The sequence below is a fragment of the Georgenia faecalis genome (assembly GCF_003710105.1).
Taxonomy (GTDB): domain Bacteria; phylum Actinomycetota; class Actinomycetes; order Actinomycetales; family Actinomycetaceae; genus Georgenia_A; species Georgenia_A faecalis.
The window spans coordinates 1939826-1957861 of the sequence record NZ_CP033325.1; the positions used below are offsets into that span (position 1 = coordinate 1939826).

Below are 18036 nucleotides of genomic sequence, written 5' to 3' on the forward strand. Positions count from 1 at the left end.
GGGGCGTGCCGGGCCGGAGGGCCGGCCCGGTGCGGCCCGGTGCGGCCGATGACCGGCGGGCCCGGCCCGCCGGTCAGGCGCCGAGCTCGAGCGTGTACAGCGTGGAGCCGCGCGTGGGCTCGTAGCCCAGGTGGGTGAACAGGCCGAACTCGCCCGTCGGGGCGGCCGCCTCGACCCCGAGGCCGGCGTACTCCATGCCGTCGGCGGCGTAGGCGCGCATCGCCGTCGTGAGCAGGGCCGTGGCGATGCGCTTGCCCCGCCACTCCCGGCGGACCCCGAGCACCTCGGTGTACCCCTCGCTCCACCCCTGGGCCGGCCAGTCGTGCTCGTACCGCCCGGAGATGAGGTACCCGGCCACCCGGGCGCGGTCGCTCGTGCGGTCGAGCGCGACGAAGCTCCACGCGGGGGCGAAGTGGGTGCGGCCCTGGACCCACGTCTCCGGGGTGTGCTCCTGCGCGCCCCACTGGTCACGGAAGGCGTCGTTGTGGGCACGCCGGACGGCGTCGTCGAGCTCGGGCGTCCAGGGCTCCACGCGCAGGCGCGAGGCGAGCTCCACGTCGGGGATGGGGGTCGACAGGTCGCGCCGCATCTCGGTGTACCAGCGCTGTGGGGTGAACCCGGCGCGACGCAGCAGCGCGACCGTGTCGTCCATGCCGTCCTCGACGTGGACAACCACCCGGCCGAGCCCCGCCGCGCCGTCGCTCAGCCGCTGACGGGTGCGGGCCACCTGCCAGGCGAGGAGCGCGGCACCGATGCCGCGCTGACGCCACTGCGGGTCGACGCCGCCCTCGGCGAGCGCACGTACCGGGCCGGTCGCGCCGGTGCGCATGCGGACCATGCCGAAGGCGCGGATCTGGCCGTCGTCGTCGAAGCCGCCGATGGTGTCGCGCGCGGGGTCGGTGCCTGCCTCGGCGAAGTTCTCGGCGGACTCCTCCTCGGTCGTGCGGTACGGCGGGTTGTCGTGCTCCTCGATGCGCGCGACGAGCGCGACCAGCGCGGGGTTGTCCGCGAGGCTCAGCGCCCGCCAGGCGAGCCCGTAGGCGGGCCCGGACAGGGGCGCGGGAGGGCCGAGGGGGCGCGGGGAGGCGTCGGACTCGGCGGGCATGGGCCGACCCTACGTCCTGCCCGGCTCAGGCCGGAACCAGGTGCTCACCTATGGCGCGCCCCACGTCCGCGGGGCGCCGTACGGGTCGTGGATCAGAGCTCGATGGTGTAGAGGATCCGGCTCGCCTGCGGCTCGTACCCCATCCGCTCGTAGAAGTGGTGCGCGCCGGAGGGGTTCTCGGTGTCGACGTCCAGCGCCGCCATGTCGAGCCCGTCCCGGTGGAGCGCCTCGAGGACGGCCGTGAGCAGCGCGCGGGCGACCCCCGTGCCGCGGTAGGGGCGGCGCACGCCGAGCAGCTCGGTGAACCCCTCCGTGTGGCCGAGCGCCTCCCACTGGTGCTCGTGGCGGGAGGTGAGCGCGTACCCGGCGATGTCGTCCCCGGCGAGGGCGACCATGCTCCACTCGGGGACGAGGTCGCGGTGGATGCGGGTCCATGACTCGGCGGCAACCGGCTGGGAGCCCCAGTGGTCGGCGAACGCCTCGTTGTGGGTGAGTCGCACGCGCTCGTCGAGATCGGGGGTCCAGGAGACGATCTGCATGCCCTCGGGGACCTCGACCGGCGGGATCGGGTCGCGCAGGTTCCGCCGCATGTCGCGGTAGACGCGCTTGGGGCTGAAGCCGGCGGCGGCGTAGAGGCGCCGGCGGTCGGCGTGGTGCTCGTCGACGTAGGCGGCGATCCGGCCCGGCAGCTCCGGGTCCATCTGCGCGAGCATCTGGCGGGCACGGCCGTCCTGCCAGGCGAGGAGCGCGCGGCCGATCCCCCGGCCGCGCCACTCGGGGTCGACGGCGGCGTCGATGAACACCCGCGCGTGGCTCTCGTCGCCGGGCGGGGCGTAGACGAACGCCGACGCGCGGAGCTCGCCGGCGCTGTCGAACCCGCCGAGGCTGTCGGCGACGATCCCCCGCTCCGGGCGCGCGAGGACGCTCTCGACGTCACCGGCGTCGACGCGCAGGATCGGGGTGTCGACGGCCTCGCAGCGCCGCGCCAGCGCGAGCACCGCATCGGCGTCGCCGGGCTCCAGGGGCCGCCAGGTGAGGCCGAGGTGGGCGGCGGGGAGCTCGACGTGGTCGGGGGCAGCAGCGCGGTCGGCGAGGGGGGAGGGCATGGCTCGATCGTAGTCGGCGGACCGGCCGCGGCCTGCGCCCGGGCGGGCTGTGCGGGCCGGGCGGGCCGGTCAGGCGTCGATGCGCTCCCGGTCGATCTCCCGGGCGCCGGCGACGATGAAGTCCTTGCGCGGGGCGACGTCGTTGCCCATGAGCAGCTCGAAGACCCGCTCGGCGTTCTCGATGGCCGCCACGTCGTTCATGCTCACCCGGCGCAGCGTGCGGTGGGCCGGGTCCATGGTGGTCTCGGCGAGCTGGTCGGCGTCCATCTCCCCCAGGCCCTTGTACCGCTGGATGGGTTCCTTGTACCGCTTGCCCGAGCGCTCCAGCTTGCGCAGGAGGGCGTTCAGCTCGGCGTCGGAGTAGACGTAGATCTTCTCGCCCTTCTTCCCGCCGGAGCCGCTCACCTCGACGCGGAACAGCGGCGGGACGGCCGCGAAGACGCGCCCGGCCTCGACGAGCGGGCGCATGTAGCGGAAGAAGAGGGTGAGCAGCAGGGTGCGGATGTGGGCGCCGTCGACGTCCGCGTCCGTCATGAGGATCACCTTGCCGTAGCGCGCGGCCTCGAGGTCGAACGTCCGGCCGGAGCCCGCGCCGAGGACCTGGATGATCGAGGCGACCTCGGCGTTGCGCAGGATGTCCCCGGGCGAGGCCTTCTGGACGTTGAGGATCTTCCCGCGGATCGGCAGCAGCGCCTGGAAGTCGCTCTGGCGGGCGAGCTTGGCGGTGCCGAGCGCGCTGTCGCCCTCGACGATGAACAGCTCGGACCGCTCGACGTCGTCGGTGCGGCAGTCGGCGAGCTTGGCGGGCAGCGTGGAGGTCTCGAGGGCGTTCTTGCGCCGGGAGATCTCCTTCTGCATCCGGGCGGACACGCGCGCGCGCATCTCCCCCACGACCTTCTCGAGGAGGACCGCCGCCTGGGTCTTCTCGGCGCGCTTGGTGGAGGTGAGGATCTCGGTGAGGCCCCGCTCGACGACGCGCGCGACGATCGCGCGCACCGGCGCGGTCCCGAGGACCTCCTTGGTCTGGCCCTCGAACTGGGGCTCGGGGAGCCGGACCGTGACGACGGCGGTGAGGCCGGCGAGGACGTCGTCCTTCTCGAGCCGGGGGTCCTTGGCGGTGACCTTGAGGCGCCGCGCGTTCGCCTCCACCTGCTTGCGGATGGTCTTGACCAGGCCCTGCTCGAACCCGGCGAGGTGGGACCCGCCCTTGGGCGTGGCGATGATGTTGACGAACGAGCGCACGTGCGTGTCGTAGCCGACGCCCCAGCGCAGGGCGACCTCGACCTCGCAGGTGCGCTCGACGTCCTTGGGTCGCAGGTGGCCGGAGCCGTCGAGCTGCTGGACCGTCTCGCGGAACGTCCCGGAGCCGGTGAGCCGCCACGTGTCGGTGACGCCGGCGTCGGGCGCGAGGAAGTCGACGAAGTCGGCGGCGCCGCCGTCGTGGCGGAAGACCTCCTCGACCGGCCCGCCCTCCCCCGGCGTGCCCGGCAGGCGCCGCTCGTCCCGCACGGTGATGGTGAGCCCGGGGACGAGGAAGGTGGTCTGGCGGGCGCGGTCGACGAGGTCCTCGTAGGAGAAGTGCGCCGTCGTCGGGAAGATCTGGCGGTCGGCCCAGTAGCGCACGCGGGTGCCGGTGCGGGCGCGGGGCGTCTTACCGACGACGGCGAGCTCGCTGCCGGAGGTGAACGGCTGGAACGGCGAGTCGGGACTCGGTCCGCCCCGGTCGGCGAACGTGCCGGGCTCCCCGCGGTGGAACGTCATCCGGTGGGTCTTGCCCCCGCGGTCCACCTCGACGTCGAGCCGGGCGGACAGGGCGTTGACGACGGAGGCGCCCACGCCGTGGAGGCCGCCGGACGCCGCGTAGGACCCGCCGCCGAACTTGCCGCCGGCGTGGAGCTTGGTGAAGACGACCTCGACGCCGCTGAGGCCGACGGAGGCGACGGTGTCCACCGGGATGCCCCGCCCGTTGTCGCGGACCTCGACGGAGGAGTCCGGGTAGAGGATCACCTCGATGGCGTCGCCATGTCCCTCGAGGGCCTCGTCGACGGCGTTGTCGATGATCTCCCACAGGCAGTGCATGAGGCCGCGGGAGTCCGTCGAGCCGATGTACATGCCCGGCCGCTTGCGGACCGCCTCGAGTCCCTCGAGGACGGAGAGGTGGCGCGCGGTGTACTGCTCTGGGGAGGCGGTCGACTTGGGAGGCACCGTCCGATCCTAAGGACTGAGCGGTCCTGTCCCCGGCTGCCGCGCGGGTCCTGGGGACGCCCGCGCGCCTCCGCTGGGAGCGAACCCCCGACGCCTGAGGGCATGGAACCGGCCCGACGGTGGTTACATGCTCATGTGAACGCCACGATGACTGCACCGCTGACCGCACAGGACCGCTGTGACCGCTGTGGGGCCCAGGCCTACGTCCGGGTCGCCCTCGCCGTCGGCGAGCTGCTGTTCTGCGCGCACCACGCCCGCCAGCACAGTGAGGCCCTCGAGGGGGTCGCGACCTCGATCCAGGACGAGACGCACCGGCTCCACGAGAAGTCCGAGGCCTGACCCGACCGCACCACACCGAGACGCCGGTGGCCGCCCGCTCCTGCGGGCCGGCCACCGGCGTCTCGGCCTTCCCGCAGTGCGGCCTCCCTGGCGCGCGGGATCAGCAGTCCTTCGCGTAGGCGGTCGAGCGCCGCGCCGCCGTGAAGCCCAGGCCCGTGTACAGGCGCAGGGCCCCCGAGGGGTTCTCCGCGTCGACGGCGAGGTCCGCGCGCTCCATGCCGTCGGCCCGGAAGGCGCGCATCGAGGCCGCGAGCAGCGCCGGCGCGATCCCCCGGCGCCGCCACGCGCGGCGCACGCCCAGGGCGTCGGTCCACCCGGAGCGGTACCCCTGGGCGGCCCAGTCCTGCTCGTAGGCCGAGGCCAGCGTGTACCCGGCGACCTCGTCGCCGTCGAGGACGACGAAGCTCCACTGCGGCCGGAAGGTGCGCCCGCCCACGCTCGCCCGCTCCCAGTCCTCCCGGGAGCGCGGCTCGCTCCCCCAGTGGTCGGCGAACGCCTCGTTGTGGGCGTGCCGGACGCGCTCGCTCAGGTCGTCGGTGTACGGCACCAGCCGCAGCCCGCCGCCGAGGGCGACGTCGGGGGCGGGGTGGGCGTCGTCGAGCGGGCGGGTCATCTCCAGGTACCAGCGCACGAGGCGGAACCCGGCGGCCTCGAGGAGGCGCCGGTGGGTCCCGACGTGCTCATCGGCATGGACGAGGATCCGCGAGGGGACGTCCTTGCCCGCGGCGGCGATCTTCTCCCGCCCGCGCCGCTCCTGCCAGGCGAGCACGTCCCGGCCGATGCCACGCCCGCGCCACTGGGGGTGCACGCCGCCCCAGCAGAACGCCCGCACGGCGCGGGTGTCTCCCGGGCGCACCTCGACGTGCCCGAAGGCCCGCGGGACGCCGTCCGCGTCGACGCCCATGAGCGTGTCGGCGGACGGGTCCTTCCAGGAGCCGTCGGTGAGCTGGTCGCGCAGGTCCTCGGCGGTGTACCGCTCGCCCGGGTCGTCGACGTCCTCGATGGCCCGGACCAGCTCGTGCCAGGCGGGGACGTCGTCCGGGGTGATGGGACGCCAGGTGAGGCCGAGCGCGGTGGACGGGAGTGCGGGGAGGGTCACACCGGCCCACGGTAGGCGCGCAAGGGCGGTGGGCCAAACGTTTTCGCGCCGGGAGGGATCGTCCGCACGCCCCGGGCTCCCCGCACCGGCGTCGAGTTCGCTACTTCGCGCCCAGTTCGCTGATTCATGCCGAGTTCGCCAGTTCTAGCTATCGAACTCGGCACGAACTGGCGAACTCAGCGAGTACCGGTGGGCCGAGTTCGACAGTTCACGCACCCTCGACCGATGCCCGCCGCCCTCCGCTCACAGCGGCGGGCTCCGCACCTCGGTCGCCCCGCTTGCGCACGCCCGGAGCCTCGGTGAGGGTGACGGCGACGTCGGCGAGCGCCGGCGCACGGCACGGCGGAAGGACCCCTCATGAGCGAGCCACTCCCGTCCCAGGCGACGGCCGACCACGCCCGCGCCCTCGCCGAGGAGGCCAAGCGCGCCGTCCTCGGGACCGAGGCGGACGCCGACGCCGCGGCCGACACCGACGTCGAGGACGACACCGCCGTGACGGTGGACCCGCACCCCACCCGCGAGGGCGGTGGCGAGGCCGACCTCAGCGCCCCCGGCGCGCCCATGCCCTGAACCGGCGCAGTGCGTTAGGTACCCCTGGTCGAGGCACGCACGCACGAGCCGTGAAGACCACTACGCCAGCGGCCTCACCGTGTTCGAGGGCCTAGCCGGTGAATCGGAGCTCGAGGCTCGGGTCGAGCGTCACTAAAGCGGGCTCGCCGTTGTAGTCCTCGAATAAGAGCCACCCGAACTCCTCATCCAGACCCCTGAACGCCGTCAACCATGTGCCCGACTGACCTTGCATGAGACCGGTGGTGCAGTTCTGGCCCGAGATATACCCAGGTTGATCGACCATTAGCATCTCGCGTCCCTGCAGATCAAAGGCGCGGAGGTCCATCGAGTACGGCCCGTGACATTCCTTCTCGACCGCCTCTGCGAGGTTGTTTGTCCAGGTGATATCGACATACCAGAGCCGCTCGCCCTCACCCGCAGTAAAGGGTTCCTGATAGTCCGCGGCGATAGAGTCGCGGCGTTCGAGCACATTCACGACGATGTCGGCGGACGGGCGCCTAATCAGTTCGCCCACAGGGTAGACCTCTGGAACGTCCGCCTCAGGCGTAGGCGGGGCTGGTGGTGCGGCGGGCCGGGACGGCGGCGACGACGGGGTGCTACGCGGCGCAGTCGACGCCGCGTCCCCTTCAGGCGACTCCGACACGAGCGGTTCCGTGGGGCGAGCGTTGGTCGCGTCTTCAGCGGTACACGCGCCCAGGGCAAGTGCAGCGGCCAGGGACAAACACGCAACGCCACGTTTCAAAATGCTCTCCTCGTGTGCTCCTACGCCGTCTGGGAGACGACCCAAACGGCGCCGACGTTGTTTGACCCTTGGGGCTCGAGCGGACATCCACCGGCCAGCAGCCAGCACGGTCACTCGCACACCACCCTGGCGCGCGGACGACGCTACCTGGTGCCTGGACTGTTGGGACCGTTCCCGCGAGACGTTCTTTTCCGGACACGACGCCCCTGCGTAAGAGTTCGACACAACAGGCGAGAGCTCGCCACTGCCCCGCGCGTGGGGCGGGGGCGTGGGGCGTGGGGCGTGGGGCGTGGGATCAGCGCAGATGACGACCCACCACTGCGTCTACTAAACGCGTGGGGCAACGCGCCTGCGGTACTCGGGTTCCACTCGGCGGTTCGCGCATGCCAGGGTCTTCCGCTTCCAACGGCCCTCGCCGCTCACCACGGCCGCGCCGCCCCGGCGGCGACACAGGGCGGCGCACTGGGGGCGCCCGTCCGCGATGCCGTTCTGGTAGTCGGTTCCCCCGGCTCAAGGGGTGGCTGCCGCCTGGACGGTGGCCTGACGAGCGTCACGACGGCGTGCCACTACCAGTCCTCTGGTGTTGAGAAAGTCTCCAGCAACGACCGGCGGCGAAGTGAGTGGGAATGTCTGATCTGGGCGTCCGCTCCAGGCTTCTCGAACTGTCCGTTGCGGATCGCGTTGCCGTCGCCGAGCAGGGTGTCTTGGCTGGCGCTGATCGACTGAGCTCCTTGAGGATCTCCCCTTGAGTCTCTCAAGCTGTGCCGACATGAGTTCGGTGCCTCCTCGGGAGGTGGCGGAAGCGTCGACGCTATCGCTGCACACCAAGCCTTGGCCGAGTGGCCATCTACGTCCCACCGCCGGTCGTCTCCGCGGAGCGGAAGCGACCCCTGGCTTAGCGCGGGCGTACGAGCGTCGTTCTCAACGTTCATCCCCGCGGTATCACCACTTGCTGTATGGCTCGAGGTGCGGGGTGAACGGTACATCGGGCGGCTCTACGGCCCAACCATGATTCCTCAGGACGTCTGCCGCTTCTCGTTGCAGGTCCCGGACTGCGGTACGGAACTGTCTCATCCGCCATCGTTGACGGCCACGTTCAAGAGCAGCTTCCCACCCGTCAACTGCATCGATGCCGCAGTCGCGGATAAGCACCTCCAGGAGATCCTCAAGACAGGGCCGGAATCGCTCGCCGCCCACCGGCAGATGCACACTCGACAGGTCGTGTGGCTTGCGGACCCGCCTCTGATCCGCGGCGTTTGCGATCGACAGGAGGTGAGAGAACGCCCCACGCTCGGCGTGGAACTGCCAATGGCAGACCGGGTCGGAGTGCATGTCGGCGCGGTACTCAAGTCGGATCAACGGGGTTCGGTCAAGTGTCGAGTACACCTTGAAGTCGGAACGCGTGGTCTTGAGGTAGTTACCCGAGTGATCGAGAGTCTGGTACATCGCGACTGATAGGTCTGCCAGGTGGGTGCCAGCGACGGCCAGGGGAATCTTCTGTGCCTCAGCATCCGCACCATCGGGGCGGACGGCGTACCGCTCGCCGTACCGCACCGAGACCATCGCTACTTCTCGGCCAAGAGCGTCCGCGAGAAGTTGCGCCACCTCGCCCGCAAACTCAAGGGAGCGTCCGGCGAGATCAGAAGTCATCGGCAGAGTCGTCGAGGAGAAAGCTGATCTCCTCGAGCTCAGATACTGCGTCCCACTCGTCGCCGGTCAGCGAGCCGCGCAACACCCTACGACGGAACTCGTCAAGGGACACACCCAGCTGCGCGAGCACGTGCTCACGACGTGCGACCAGTTCGTCCCGGCTCACTTCGATCGTCCGAGGTGCCATGATCGTGACCCTTCCTGTCCTCTTGCTCTTGCCCATGATGGTCTACCCGACCACTGACACGCATCAATTCAGCGGGCGTGGCCGTCATGCGGCAGCACCGCCGGCGATGGTTGCCTCATCACGGCGCTCTCGTAGGTTCGTTGCCCGTGGACAACTTGAACAGCGCCCGGAGCGGGCCGTCTGTCAGCCATCTAGTCGAGCTTGGGCGTCATGAGACCAATCAGGGGTCCGCAGCGGCCTCCCGTTCATCGACCAACAGGCGGCGCACCGGCGCGCGCCGAGCTGGCGGGAACGGTCAGGTGGCGGAGTCGCGTCCGGCCTCGAGCACTACCCCTTCGACGAGGACGCCGCCTGGCAGCCGAGCGACGTGCGCTCGACGACGGCATACGACGCCGCCGTGGGGCTCGTCACCGTGCTGGAGGCGGCGGCCGTGCCGCCCGGGACGGTGCACGAGCGCTACGACAACCTCGTGGTGCGTCTGACCTCGGCCGACCCCGGGCTCGTCGTCCCGGACCTCGTCCCGAACCCCTACGACTTCACGTTCCCCGAGCGACGCGGCAAGCGACCGGCCGGCACCGGGCACGCGAAAGGCCCGCGCCGTCCGGGGGACGACGCGGGCCTCACGGACGCGGATCAGTCGAGGTAGTCGCGCAGGACCTGCGACCGGCTCGGGTGGCGCAGCTTCGACATCGTCTTGGACTCGATCTGGCGGATCCGCTCGCGGGTCACGCCGTAGACCTTGCCGATCTCGTCGAGGGTCTTCGGCTGGCCGTCGGTGAGCCCGAAACGCATGGACACCACGCCGGCCTCCCGCTCGGAGAGCGTGTCGAGGACCATGTGGAGCTGCTCCTGGAGGAGCGTGAAGCTCACGGCGTCCGCGGGGACGACGGCCTCGGAGTCCTCGATGAGGTCACCGAACTCGCTGTCGCCGTCCTCGCCGAGGGGCGTGTGGAGCGAGATGGGCTCGCGGCCGTACTTCTGGACCTCGACGACCTTCTCGGGGGTCATGTCGAGCTCCTTGGCCAGCTCCTCCGGCGTGGGCTCGCGGCCCAGGTCCTGGAGCATCTGGCGCTGGACGCGGGCAAGCTTGTTGATGACCTCGACCATGTGCACCGGGATACGGATGGTGCGGGCCTGGTCCGCCATGGCGCGGGTGATGGCCTGGCGGATCCACCACGTGGCGTACGTGGAGAACTTGTACCCCTTGGTGTAGTCGAACTTCTCGACCGCACGGATGAGGCCGAGGTTGCCCTCCTGGATGAGGTCGAGGAAGAGCATCCCGCGACCGGTGTAGCGCTTGGCCAGGGAGACCACCAGGCGCAGGTTGGCCTCGAGCAGGTGGTTCTTCGCGAGGCGGCCGTCGTTCGCGATCCACTCGAGCTCGCGGCGCAGCTTGGGGGCCAGCTCCTCGCCGTCGTTGAGCTTCTCCTCGGCGAACAGGCCGGCCTCGATCCGCTTGGCGAGCTCGACCTCCTGCTCGGCGTTGAGGAGGGCGACCTTGCCGATCTGCTTGAGGTAGTCCTTGACCGGGTCCGCGGTCGCACCGGCGGTGACGACCTGCTGGACCGGAGCGTCCTCGTCGTCGGCGTCGGAGACGACGAAGCCCGTCTCCTCCTTGCCGTCGGCGGCAGCGGGCTCGGCGTCGGGCTTCTCCGTCGCCTTCTCGGCGTCCGGGACAGCCGCCAGCGCCGGCTTCTTGGCGCGGCTGGCCCGGGCACGCACCGGCTTGGGCGCGGGCTCCTCGACGACGTCCTCGACGAAGTCCTCCGCCGCGGCGATGATCTCCTCGTCCGGGATGATCGGCTCGTCCGGGGACGCGGCGCTCGTCGGGGTCTCGGGCTTGGCGGCAGCGGCCTTCTTCGCGGTCGGCTTCCTCGCGGGGGCCTTCTTGGCCGCGGGCTTCTTCGCGGCGGGGGTCTTCGCCGGGGCAGCAGGAGCCGCGTCGGGCTCCACCGCCACCGTGGTCTCCTGGCGGGTCGTGGCGGCCGCCTCGGCTCGGGAGCTGACGGGCGTGTTCTGGGCGAACGACGGCACAGAGAACCTTTCGGCGGGGACGGGAGAGTTCGGCGATCGGGCGTCGCGTCACTACAATTATAACCGTCGAGCGGACATTCGGCTCCGGCGCGCGGCCGGGCTGCGCGCGCCTCGATGAGGCGAGGTCCCCCCCGGTCGGTGCCGGGGCGGCACTGCGCACAGTCGTGTCAACCGCAGAGACGCCGTTTTTGTTCCTCGGCGACGGCGCGGCCGAGGGCCCCGCAGGGGCGATGCCCGGGGCGCTCAGCCCTTGGGCTGGTGGCCCGACGGGGCGTCGGGCTTGACCGCCATCACGGGGCACGGCGCGTCGAGGAGGATCCGCTGGGCGTTGGATCCCAGGAACAGCTTGCCCACCGGCGAACGACGCCGCAGGCCGATGACGATGAGCTCGGCGTCCAGCTCCTCGGCGGCACCGACGAGGTTCTCGGCGACGTCGGACGTGCGGCCGGTGCGGCGCACCTCGTAGGCGACCTCCGCCTCGTCGAGGAGGTCGCGCACGTGGTCGACCTCCGCCTCGATGGCGGCGTGGTCCTCGGGCCGCGAGCGCCGGGACATGACGACGACGAGCCGCGCGTCGCGGCGCTTCGCCTCGGTGACCGCAGCATGGAGCGCCGCTTCGCCCTCCGGTGTGGAGAGATAGCCCACGACGATGGTCATGCGTGCTCCGTCCTCTCCGGCCCACCGACCGGCGGGACCTCGGCAGGCTACCCGATGCGTAGCGGGACGCGGGCACGCGGGCGCTCAGTCCTCCCAGACCCATCCCGGCGGCATGCCCTGGGCGGTGGCGGCGGCGATGAGCTGGGCCAGGCGCTGGTCGCCGTCCTCGGCCAGCGCCTGGCGGGCCAGGACGTCGGCGCGCGCCCCGTCGCCGCCCCACCAGGCCAGCCAGGCGAGCAGGGTCAGGGCGGGCGCCGCCCGACCCCGCGGGGCGCACCGGGCGAGGCTCTCGAGGACCCTCTCCCCCGGCTGCGTCCGCACCGGTTCGGGCGGGAGCCCGCCGGGGTCGAAGACCTGGCTCAGGGCCCAGGTGATGGCTTCGGCGTCGTCGAGGTGGGCCGGCGGGGGGCCCACGAGGGAGAGGATGACGTCGTCACGCACGTACAGGTCGCTCAGGCCCACGAGCATTCGCCCGAGCTCGGGGACCGGCAGAGGGTCGCCCCGGCCGGCCGCGGCGAGGAGCCGCTCCCACCGCGAGCGCTCGCCCCGCCTCCAGGCGAGCAGCTCCCCCTCGTGCCGAGCGCGCTCGTCCGGCACCCCGAACGCGGCGCCGGGGGTCCGGCAGCGGTGACGCACCTCGGCGTAGTGCCGCTCCGCACGCGCGGCAGCACGGGCGGCGGCACGGCGAGCCGGCGCCGGGGCGTCCCGCTCGACGGCGAGGCTCGCGCGGTCCGGCGCGACGGCGTGCCCGTGGAGCACCATCGTGGCGCCCGTCTGGGTGTACTCGAGGTCGCGGAGCGGGTCGGTGTGCGGCGCGCACTCCACGTCCTCGCCCCACACGCCGTACCCGTCGGGACCGACCACCCAGGGCCCCGGCGGGTCGCCCCAGTCGACGAGGGCACGCAGGTGGGCGAGCGACCGTCCGACCGGCGTGTCACCCGCGAGGCTGGCCCGGTCCTCGGCGGTGTAGACGACGACGAAGGCGTCGTGCGCGCCGTCGTCGAGGAGGTGGCCGACGAGCCGCTGGGCGTACGCGGGCCCGTGGACCGCGTGGCCGGCGTCGGCGAGGTCGGCCCGGATGACGAGGCCGATGCGGTTGCGGGGACCGCGCAGCCCGAGGAGCACGAGCGACTCCCGGGGGACGAAGCCGAGGCGGTACGGGATGTAGGCGAGGACCTCGCGGGGCTCGCTGACCCGGAGCACGGTGGGGGTGGTGGTGTCCATGGCCTCATGCCACACCGTCGATGCCCCCGCCGGGGCGGCGCGGCGGGGCGTCGGTGGACGGCGCCCCACGCCGGTGGTCTGTGCAGGAATGGGCACCCGCCCCGCCCGTAGGCTGCCCGCATGACGACCTCACCGGTACCGACGGTGCCCTCCCTCGTCTCCGCCCGGGTGCTGGAGGCGCTGCGGGCGCACACCGCCCCGTTCGCCGGGCTCGGCGAGCCGATCGAGGACCTCCTGGCCCCGGCGCGCGACCTGCTCGGCGGCGGCAAGCGCCTGCGGGCCGAGTTCTGCGCCGCCGGGTGGGCGGGCTTCTCCGACGAGCCGGCCCTCGCCGGTTCCCCGCCGATCCTCGCCGGCGCGGCGATCGAGCTCTTCCAGGGGGCGGCCCTGGTCCATGACGACGTCATGGACGGCTCGCACACCCGCCGCGGCATGCCCGCCGTCCACCGCCGGCTCGCGGCCGAGCACGCGGCCGCCGGGTGGCTCGGCTCGGCCGACCGGTACGGCGAGGCCGGCGCGATCCTCCTCGGCGACCTCCTGCTCAGCGTGTCCTCGATGGAGATCGACCGCGCCCGCGCCGCGGTCGGCCCGGGGGCGAGCGCCCGCGCCCGCGAGGTGTGGGACCTCATGACGAGCGAGGTCGCCGTCGGGCAGTACCTCGACATCCGCTCCCAGGCACAGCCGTGGGCCGAGGACGGCGCCCCGGCCGTGGAGATGGCGCTCGAGGTGGTGCGGATGAAGTCCGCCCGGTACAGCGTCGAGCACCCCCTCACCCTCGGCGCCGCCCTCGCGGGCGCCGACGACGACGCCCTGGCGCGGCTGCGCGCCGTCGGCCTGCCGCTCGGCGAGGCCTTCCAGCTGCGCGACGACGTCCTCGGCGTCTTCGGCGACCCGGCGCTCACGGGCAAGCCCGCCGGCGACGACCTCCGCGAGGGCAAGCGGACGGTGCTGCTCGGCCTGGCGATGCACCGGGCTGACCCGCCGGCGCGCGAGCACCTGCGCACCCAGGTGGGGCGCGCGGACCTCACGTACGACGACGTCGCGCGGCTCCAGGAGATCCTCGTCGGCAGCGGCGCCGTCGCGGCCCACGAGGACCTCATCGCCGAGCGCCTGCGCGTCGGCCTCGCCGAGCTGGAGCGGGCGGACCTGCCCGACGCCGTGTCGGAGGAGCTCACCCGGCTCGCCGACGCGCTCGCCGCCCGCCAGGCCTGACCGCGCGCGGGGCTGCGCCACGCCGGCGCGCCCCCGCGCGCCCGGCCGCCTACCCGCGGGGCCAGTCCGCGCCCCGGCAGGCCTCAGGTCAGAACGCCAGCGCCTGCGCCACCCGCCGGACGGCGTGCACCTGGCCGGCCCGCAGGGCGGCGATGGGCGTGCTGCCGAGGGCCTCGTCCGGACGCAGGAGCCACCGGACGGCGTCCTCCTCGGAGTAGCCGGCATCGGAGAGCTGGATGAGCGTGCCGCGCAGCGCGGGCAGCGGGCCGGGTGCCTCGTCGGCCGCGTCGGTGCTCAGGAAGTCGGCGGGGACGAGGTACGCCGAGGACGGGCCGCGGCGCATCCCCGCGAGGCGCTGCTCGCGCACCATCGCGCGGACCTCGCGCAGCTGGAGACCGAGCGCGTCGGCCACCTCGGGGAGGGAGAGCCAGTGGTTCTGGGAAAGGTCGTCATCGGTCACCGCCCCAGCCTACGTACCCCTCCGCCTTTACGCGGACGGGGTTCCCGGATACTGTCGCCTCGATCACACACGTCACTTGCTCCCCAGCCGTCACATGCGTCACACGCGGCAGCGGAGCGCATCAGCTGGAGGATCCATGACCCAGTCCCGCCCGCGCAGCAGCGTGGCCACAAGAAACGCAGGGCGGGCGGGGATAGGGCTCGCGCTCGCCGCAACGACCGTCGCCGCGATGGCCGTGCCCGCCGGCGCCGCCACCCAGCCCGCCCGCGCCACCACGACGTCCACCGTCACGGCCGGCGCCACGGCGCTGGCCCTCCCCCGCGTCAAGGTGCCGTCGGCCCTGCCGACCGTCGCCCCCGCGATGACCTACCGCGTCCAGGCCGGCGACACCGTCAGCCACATCGCGCTGCGCACCGGCGCCAGCGTGTCCGCCATCGTCCAGGCGAACGGGCTCGACTCCCGCGCCTTCATCCGCGTCGGCCAGATGCTCCGGATCCCCGTCCCCGGCTCCGCCGCGCCGGTGGCCGCACCCGCCCCGAGCGGGACGGCCGCGCGGACCCACACCGTCGCCGCCGGCGAGACCGTCTCCGGCCTCGCCGCCCGCTACCGCTCGTCGGTCTCGGCCATCACGTCGGCGAACGGCCTCAACTCCCGCGCCCTCATCCGGATCGGGCAGCGCCTCACCATCCCGGCGGGCGGCTCCGCGGGCGCGCCGAGCGCCCCCGCCCCGGCTGCACCGGCCCCGAGCGCCCCGCAGGCGGGCGGCTCCCACACCGTCGCCTCCGGCGAGACCGTCTCCGGCCTCGCCGCCCGCTACGGCACGTCGGTCTCGGCCATCGTGTCGGCCAACCGGCTCAACTCCCGCGCCCTCATCTTCGTCGGGCAGCGCCTCACCATCCCCGGCGCCGGTTCCGGGACCGGCGCGGCGCCCGCCCCGACGTCGCCGTCCGCCGGGCCGCTGGTGCCCGACTCGTTCCTCGGACGGACCTACCCCCAGCAGGTCGTCGCCGCCGCGAACGCCAACAAGGCGACGCTCAACGCGATGAGCGTGCCGTCGCGCGCGGAGATGCAGTCGATCGTCGCGGCCACCGCCCGCGACATGGGGGTCGACCCCGCCCTCGCGCTGGCCATCGCCCAGGCCGAGTCCGGCTTCGACGCCAGGGCCGTCTCCCCCGCCAACGCCCTGGGTACCATGCAGGTGATCCCCAGCTCGGGCGAGTGGGCCTCGAACCTCGTCGGGCGCCGGCTCAACCTCCTCAACCCGCGCGACAACGTCGTCGCGGGCGTGGCGATCCTCCGCCAGCTCGTGCGCACCGCGCCCAACCAGTACCCGGCGATCGCCGGGTACTACCAGGGCCTGGCCGGCGTGCTCCGCGACGGCATGTACGCGGACACCCGCACCTACGTCGCCAAGATCAAGACCAACATGGCGCAGTACCGCTGATCACCCCCCGGACGCGCCGACCGCCGAGCCCTCGAGCCTCGCCGGTTCGGCGCGTCCTGGCACATAGACTCCCGACCGTGCAGCCCGCCGTCTCCGACCCGATGACCGGCCGTCTGGTCGACGGCCGGTACGAGGTCGTGGGCCGGATCGCCCGCGGGGGCATGGCCACCGTCTACCGCGCGGTGGACCGGCGGCTCGACCGGACGGTCGCCCTCAAGGTGATGCACCCCCACCTCGCCGAGAGCGCTGATTTCGTCGCCCGGTTCCGCCGCGAGGCGCGTGCCGCAGCGCGCCTGAGCCACCCCGGCATCGTCGCGATCTACGACCAGGGCTTCGAGGGCGACTCCAGCTACCTCACCATGGAGTTCGTCGACGGCCCCAACCTGCGCACGGTGCTGCGCGCGCGCGGCGCCCTCTCCCTCGGCGAGGCACTCGACCTCCTCGACGCGGTCCTCGACGCGCTGGCCGCCGCCCACCGCGCCGGCCTCGTCCACCGCGACGTCAAGCCCGAGAACGTGCTGCTCACCTCGGCCGGGCGGCCGAAGGTCGCCGACTTCGGGCTCGCGCGGGCGGTCACCGAGGCGACCGCCGCCTCGACGGGCACCGTCCTCGGGACGGTCGCCTACCTCGCGCCGGAGATCGTCACCTCCGGACTGGCCGACGCCCGCGCCGACGTCTACGCGTGCGGCGTGCTCCTCTACGAGCTCCTCACGGGCACCCAGCCGTTCGAGGGCGAGGCGCCCATCCAGGTCGCCTACCAGCACGTCCACACCGACATCCCCGCCCCGTCCGAGCGGGTCGCCTGGCTGCCGGCCGAGGTCGACGAGCTCGTCGCCGCCCTCACCGCCCGCACGCTCGACGAACGTCCCGCCGACGCCGGCGCCGCGCTCGACCTGCTGCGGCGCACCCGTGACGCGGTCGACGACGCCACGTTGGCCCGGGTCGCCGACGTCGCCCCCCGCGGCCCCGCCGCCGAGGCCGACGACCCCCACTCCACCCGTGTCACCCCGGTCCACGAGGTTCGCGGGACGGTCGCCCTGCCCATCGGCGCCATCGCCCGGCCCACGCCGGAGCCCGACCCCGCCGGTCCCCGGCGCCGCCGTCGACGCCGTCGCGCCGTCGCGCTGTCGGTCCTCGCCCTGGTGCTCGCCGTCGTCGTGGGTGGGTCGGCGTGGTGGTTCGTCGCCGGCCCCGGGGCCTACACGCCGGTCCCCGCCGTCGTCGGCCTGGACGAGGACAGCGCGGTCACGCTGCTCGCGGACGCGGACCTGGGGGTCGACGTCCAGCGCGAGCACCACGACACCGCGCCCGCCGGGGAGGTCGTCAGCGCGGACCCGGCGCCCGGGGAGCCGGTGCGGCGTGACGGCACGGTCCGGCTGCTCGTCTCCCAGGGCATCCTCATGGTCGAGGTCCCCCCGCTGGCCGAGCTCCCGCTCGAGGACGCCGTCGCGGCACTCGAGGAGGTCGGCCTCACGCCCGGCGCCGTCGAGGAGCCGTGGAGCGACGACGTCCCCGCAGGTGTCGTCATGTCCTCCGCTCCCGGTGCCGGGGAGGTCGTGCCCCACACCCAGCCCGTGGACCTCGTCGTCTCCGCCGGCCGGGAGCCGGTCGCGCTGGTCTCCGTGGTGGGAGCGACCGCGGAGACCGCCCAGGCGGACCTCACGGCGGCCGGGCTCACGCCCGTCGTCGCCGAGGAGTACTCCGCCGCCGTCGCGGCGGGCCGGGTCATCCGCCAGGACCCCTCCCCCGGGCCCGACGTCCAGCTCTACCGCGGCGACGAGGTGACCATCGTCGTCTCCCTCGGCCCGGAGCCGGTGCCGGTGCCCGACGTCGTCGGCCAACAGATCGGCGCGGCACGGACCACCCTCGAGGAGGCGGGCTTCGTCGTGGAGGTCGAGGAGATCCTCGGCGGCTTCTTCGGCACGGTGCGCAGCATGTCCCCCGGCGCCGGCGAGGCCCTGGTCCCCGGGAGCACGGTGACCCTCACCGTCGTGTGAGCGGG

Annotated in this window: 16 protein-coding genes and 1 pseudogene; 6 read left to right on the plus strand and 11 right to left on the minus strand. The window is 73.2% G+C overall.

All coding sequences use genetic code 11. The annotated features are described in order from the left end of the window. Positions 1-73 precede the first annotated feature (73 nt). The 3 genes from EBO36_RS08455 to EBO36_RS08465 form a co-directional block, all read right to left on the minus strand. Entirely contained in the window at positions 74-1105 is a 1032-nt protein-coding gene (locus EBO36_RS08455) for a GNAT family N-acetyltransferase (protein ID WP_122824213.1), read from the minus strand. 92 nt (positions 1106-1197) lie between these two features. Continuing rightward, positions 1198-2211 (minus strand): GNAT family N-acetyltransferase, encoded by a 1014-nt coding sequence (locus EBO36_RS08460; protein WP_122824214.1) that lies wholly within the window; start codon positions 2209-2211, stop codon positions 1198-1200. 69 nt (positions 2212-2280) lie between these two features. After that, on the minus strand, positions 2281-4416 hold the full coding sequence (locus EBO36_RS08465) for a DNA gyrase/topoisomerase IV subunit B (RefSeq protein WP_122824215.1): 2136 nt from the start codon (positions 4414-4416) through the stop codon (positions 2281-2283). Positions 4417-4563: 147 nt separating this feature from the next. Between EBO36_RS08465 and EBO36_RS08470 the strand changes: the two genes are divergently transcribed. Next, entirely contained in the window at positions 4564-4755 is a 192-nt protein-coding gene (locus EBO36_RS08470) for a DUF7455 domain-containing protein (protein WP_206515519.1), read from the plus strand. Between the two features lie 100 nt (positions 4756-4855). Here the strand turns inward: EBO36_RS08470 and EBO36_RS08475 are convergent, their stop codons facing one another. Beyond that, positions 4856-5854, minus strand: a complete 999-nt coding sequence (locus EBO36_RS08475) for a GNAT family N-acetyltransferase (protein WP_122824217.1) — start codon at positions 5852-5854, stop codon at positions 4856-4858. Positions 5855-6211: 357 nt separating this feature from the next. On the opposite strand from EBO36_RS08475, the gene EBO36_RS08480 reads away from it, so the two are divergent. Beyond that, on the plus strand, positions 6212-6424 hold the full coding sequence (locus tag EBO36_RS08480) for a hypothetical protein (protein ID WP_122824218.1): 213 nt from the start codon (positions 6212-6214) through the stop codon (positions 6422-6424). A gap of 91 nt (positions 6425-6515) precedes the next feature. Here the strand turns inward: EBO36_RS08480 and EBO36_RS08485 are convergent, their stop codons facing one another. From EBO36_RS08485 to EBO36_RS15325, 3 genes are all read right to left on the minus strand, one after another. After that, on the minus strand, positions 6516-6938 hold the full coding sequence (locus EBO36_RS08485; RefSeq protein WP_122824219.1) for a hypothetical protein: 423 nt from the start codon (positions 6936-6938) through the stop codon (positions 6516-6518). Positions 6939-8108: 1170 nt separating this feature from the next. Further along, positions 8109-8816: a hypothetical protein gene (locus tag EBO36_RS08490; RefSeq protein ID WP_122824220.1), complete on the minus strand. Its 708-nt coding sequence runs from the start codon at positions 8814-8816 to the stop codon at positions 8109-8111. Next, positions 8806-9039: a hypothetical protein gene (locus EBO36_RS15325; RefSeq protein ID WP_164471410.1), complete on the minus strand. Its 234-nt coding sequence runs from the start codon at positions 9037-9039 to the stop codon at positions 8806-8808. The genes EBO36_RS08490 and EBO36_RS15325 overlap by 11 nt, the downstream gene beginning before the upstream one ends. Before the next feature lie 331 nt (positions 9040-9370). On the opposite strand from EBO36_RS15325, the gene EBO36_RS08495 reads away from it, so the two are divergent. Next, the gene (locus tag EBO36_RS08495; RefSeq protein ID WP_122824221.1) at positions 9371-9649 is read left to right on the plus strand and encodes a hypothetical protein; all 279 of its coding nucleotides are present in this window, start codon (positions 9371-9373) and stop codon (positions 9647-9649) included. Here the strand turns inward: EBO36_RS08495 and EBO36_RS08500 are convergent. The 3 genes and pseudogenes from EBO36_RS08500 to EBO36_RS08510 form a co-directional block, all read right to left on the minus strand. Continuing rightward, positions 9637-11025, minus strand: a pseudogene (locus EBO36_RS08500) (RNA polymerase sigma factor); the annotation flags it as partial. The gene EBO36_RS08495 and the pseudogene EBO36_RS08500 sit on opposite strands and share 13 nt — an antisense overlap. 255 nt (positions 11026-11280) lie before the next feature. Next, positions 11281-11694, minus strand: a complete 414-nt coding sequence (locus tag EBO36_RS08505; RefSeq protein ID WP_122824222.1) for a universal stress protein — start codon at positions 11692-11694, stop codon at positions 11281-11283. An 84-nt stretch (positions 11695-11778) separates the two neighbouring features. Then, positions 11779-12918: a DUF4192 domain-containing protein gene (locus EBO36_RS08510; protein WP_122824223.1), complete on the minus strand. Its 1140-nt coding sequence runs from the start codon at positions 12916-12918 to the stop codon at positions 11779-11781. A 120-nt stretch (positions 12919-13038) separates the two neighbouring features. On the opposite strand from EBO36_RS08510, the gene EBO36_RS08515 reads away from it, so the two are divergent. Next, a complete protein-coding gene (locus EBO36_RS08515; protein ID WP_122824224.1) occupies positions 13039-14130 on the plus strand; it encodes a polyprenyl synthetase family protein in 1092 nt (363 codons plus the stop codon). An 88-nt stretch (positions 14131-14218) separates the two neighbouring features. On the opposite strand, the gene EBO36_RS08520 is transcribed toward EBO36_RS08515, so the two are convergent. Next, on the minus strand, positions 14219-14590 hold the full coding sequence (locus EBO36_RS08520) for an Rv2175c family DNA-binding protein (RefSeq protein ID WP_122824225.1): 372 nt from the start codon (positions 14588-14590) through the stop codon (positions 14219-14221). A 229-nt stretch (positions 14591-14819) separates the two neighbouring features. On the opposite strand from EBO36_RS08520, the gene EBO36_RS08525 reads away from it, so the two are divergent. Both EBO36_RS08525 and pknB read left to right on the plus strand, forming a co-directional pair. Next, positions 14820-16034: a LysM peptidoglycan-binding domain-containing protein gene (locus tag EBO36_RS08525; RefSeq protein ID WP_244925243.1), complete on the plus strand. Its 1215-nt coding sequence runs from the start codon at positions 14820-14822 to the stop codon at positions 16032-16034. Between the two features lie 77 nt (positions 16035-16111). Further along, the gene (gene pknB, locus EBO36_RS08530; protein ID WP_222928700.1) at positions 16112-18031 is read left to right on the plus strand and encodes a Stk1 family PASTA domain-containing Ser/Thr kinase; all 1920 of its coding nucleotides are present in this window, start codon (positions 16112-16114) and stop codon (positions 18029-18031) included. Positions 18032-18036 lie beyond the last annotated feature (5 nt).

Bases quoted from the DNA above. Each gene is read 5' to 3' on its own strand.
- EBO36_RS08515 (WP_122824224.1), top strand. From the start codon at position 13,039: ATGACGACCTCACCGGTACCGACGGTGCCCTCCCTCGTCTCCGCCCGG.
- EBO36_RS15325 (WP_164471410.1), bottom strand. From the start codon at position 9,039: ATGGGCAAGAGCAAGAGGACAGGAAGGGTCACGATCATGGCACCTCGG.
- EBO36_RS08460 (WP_122824214.1), bottom strand. From the start codon at position 2,211: ATGCCCTCCCCCCTCGCCGACCGCGCTGCTGCCCCCGACCACGTCGAG.
- EBO36_RS08470 (WP_206515519.1), top strand. From the start codon at position 4,564: ATGACTGCACCGCTGACCGCACAGGACCGCTGTGACCGCTGTGGGGCC.
- EBO36_RS08480 (WP_122824218.1), top strand. From the start codon at position 6,212: ATGAGCGAGCCACTCCCGTCCCAGGCGACGGCCGACCACGCCCGCGCC.
- EBO36_RS08510 (WP_122824223.1), bottom strand. From the start codon at position 12,918: ATGGACACCACCACCCCCACCGTGCTCCGGGTCAGCGAGCCCCGCGAG.
- EBO36_RS08455 (WP_122824213.1), bottom strand. From the start codon at position 1,105: ATGCCCGCCGAGTCCGACGCCTCCCCGCGCCCCCTCGGCCCTCCCGCG.
- EBO36_RS08525 (WP_244925243.1), top strand. From the start codon at position 14,820: ATGGCCGTGCCCGCCGGCGCCGCCACCCAGCCCGCCCGCGCCACCACG.
- EBO36_RS08505 (WP_122824222.1), bottom strand. From the start codon at position 11,694: ATGACCATCGTCGTGGGCTATCTCTCCACACCGGAGGGCGAAGCGGCG.
- EBO36_RS08490 (WP_122824220.1), bottom strand. From the start codon at position 8,816: ATGACTTCTGATCTCGCCGGACGCTCCCTTGAGTTTGCGGGCGAGGTG.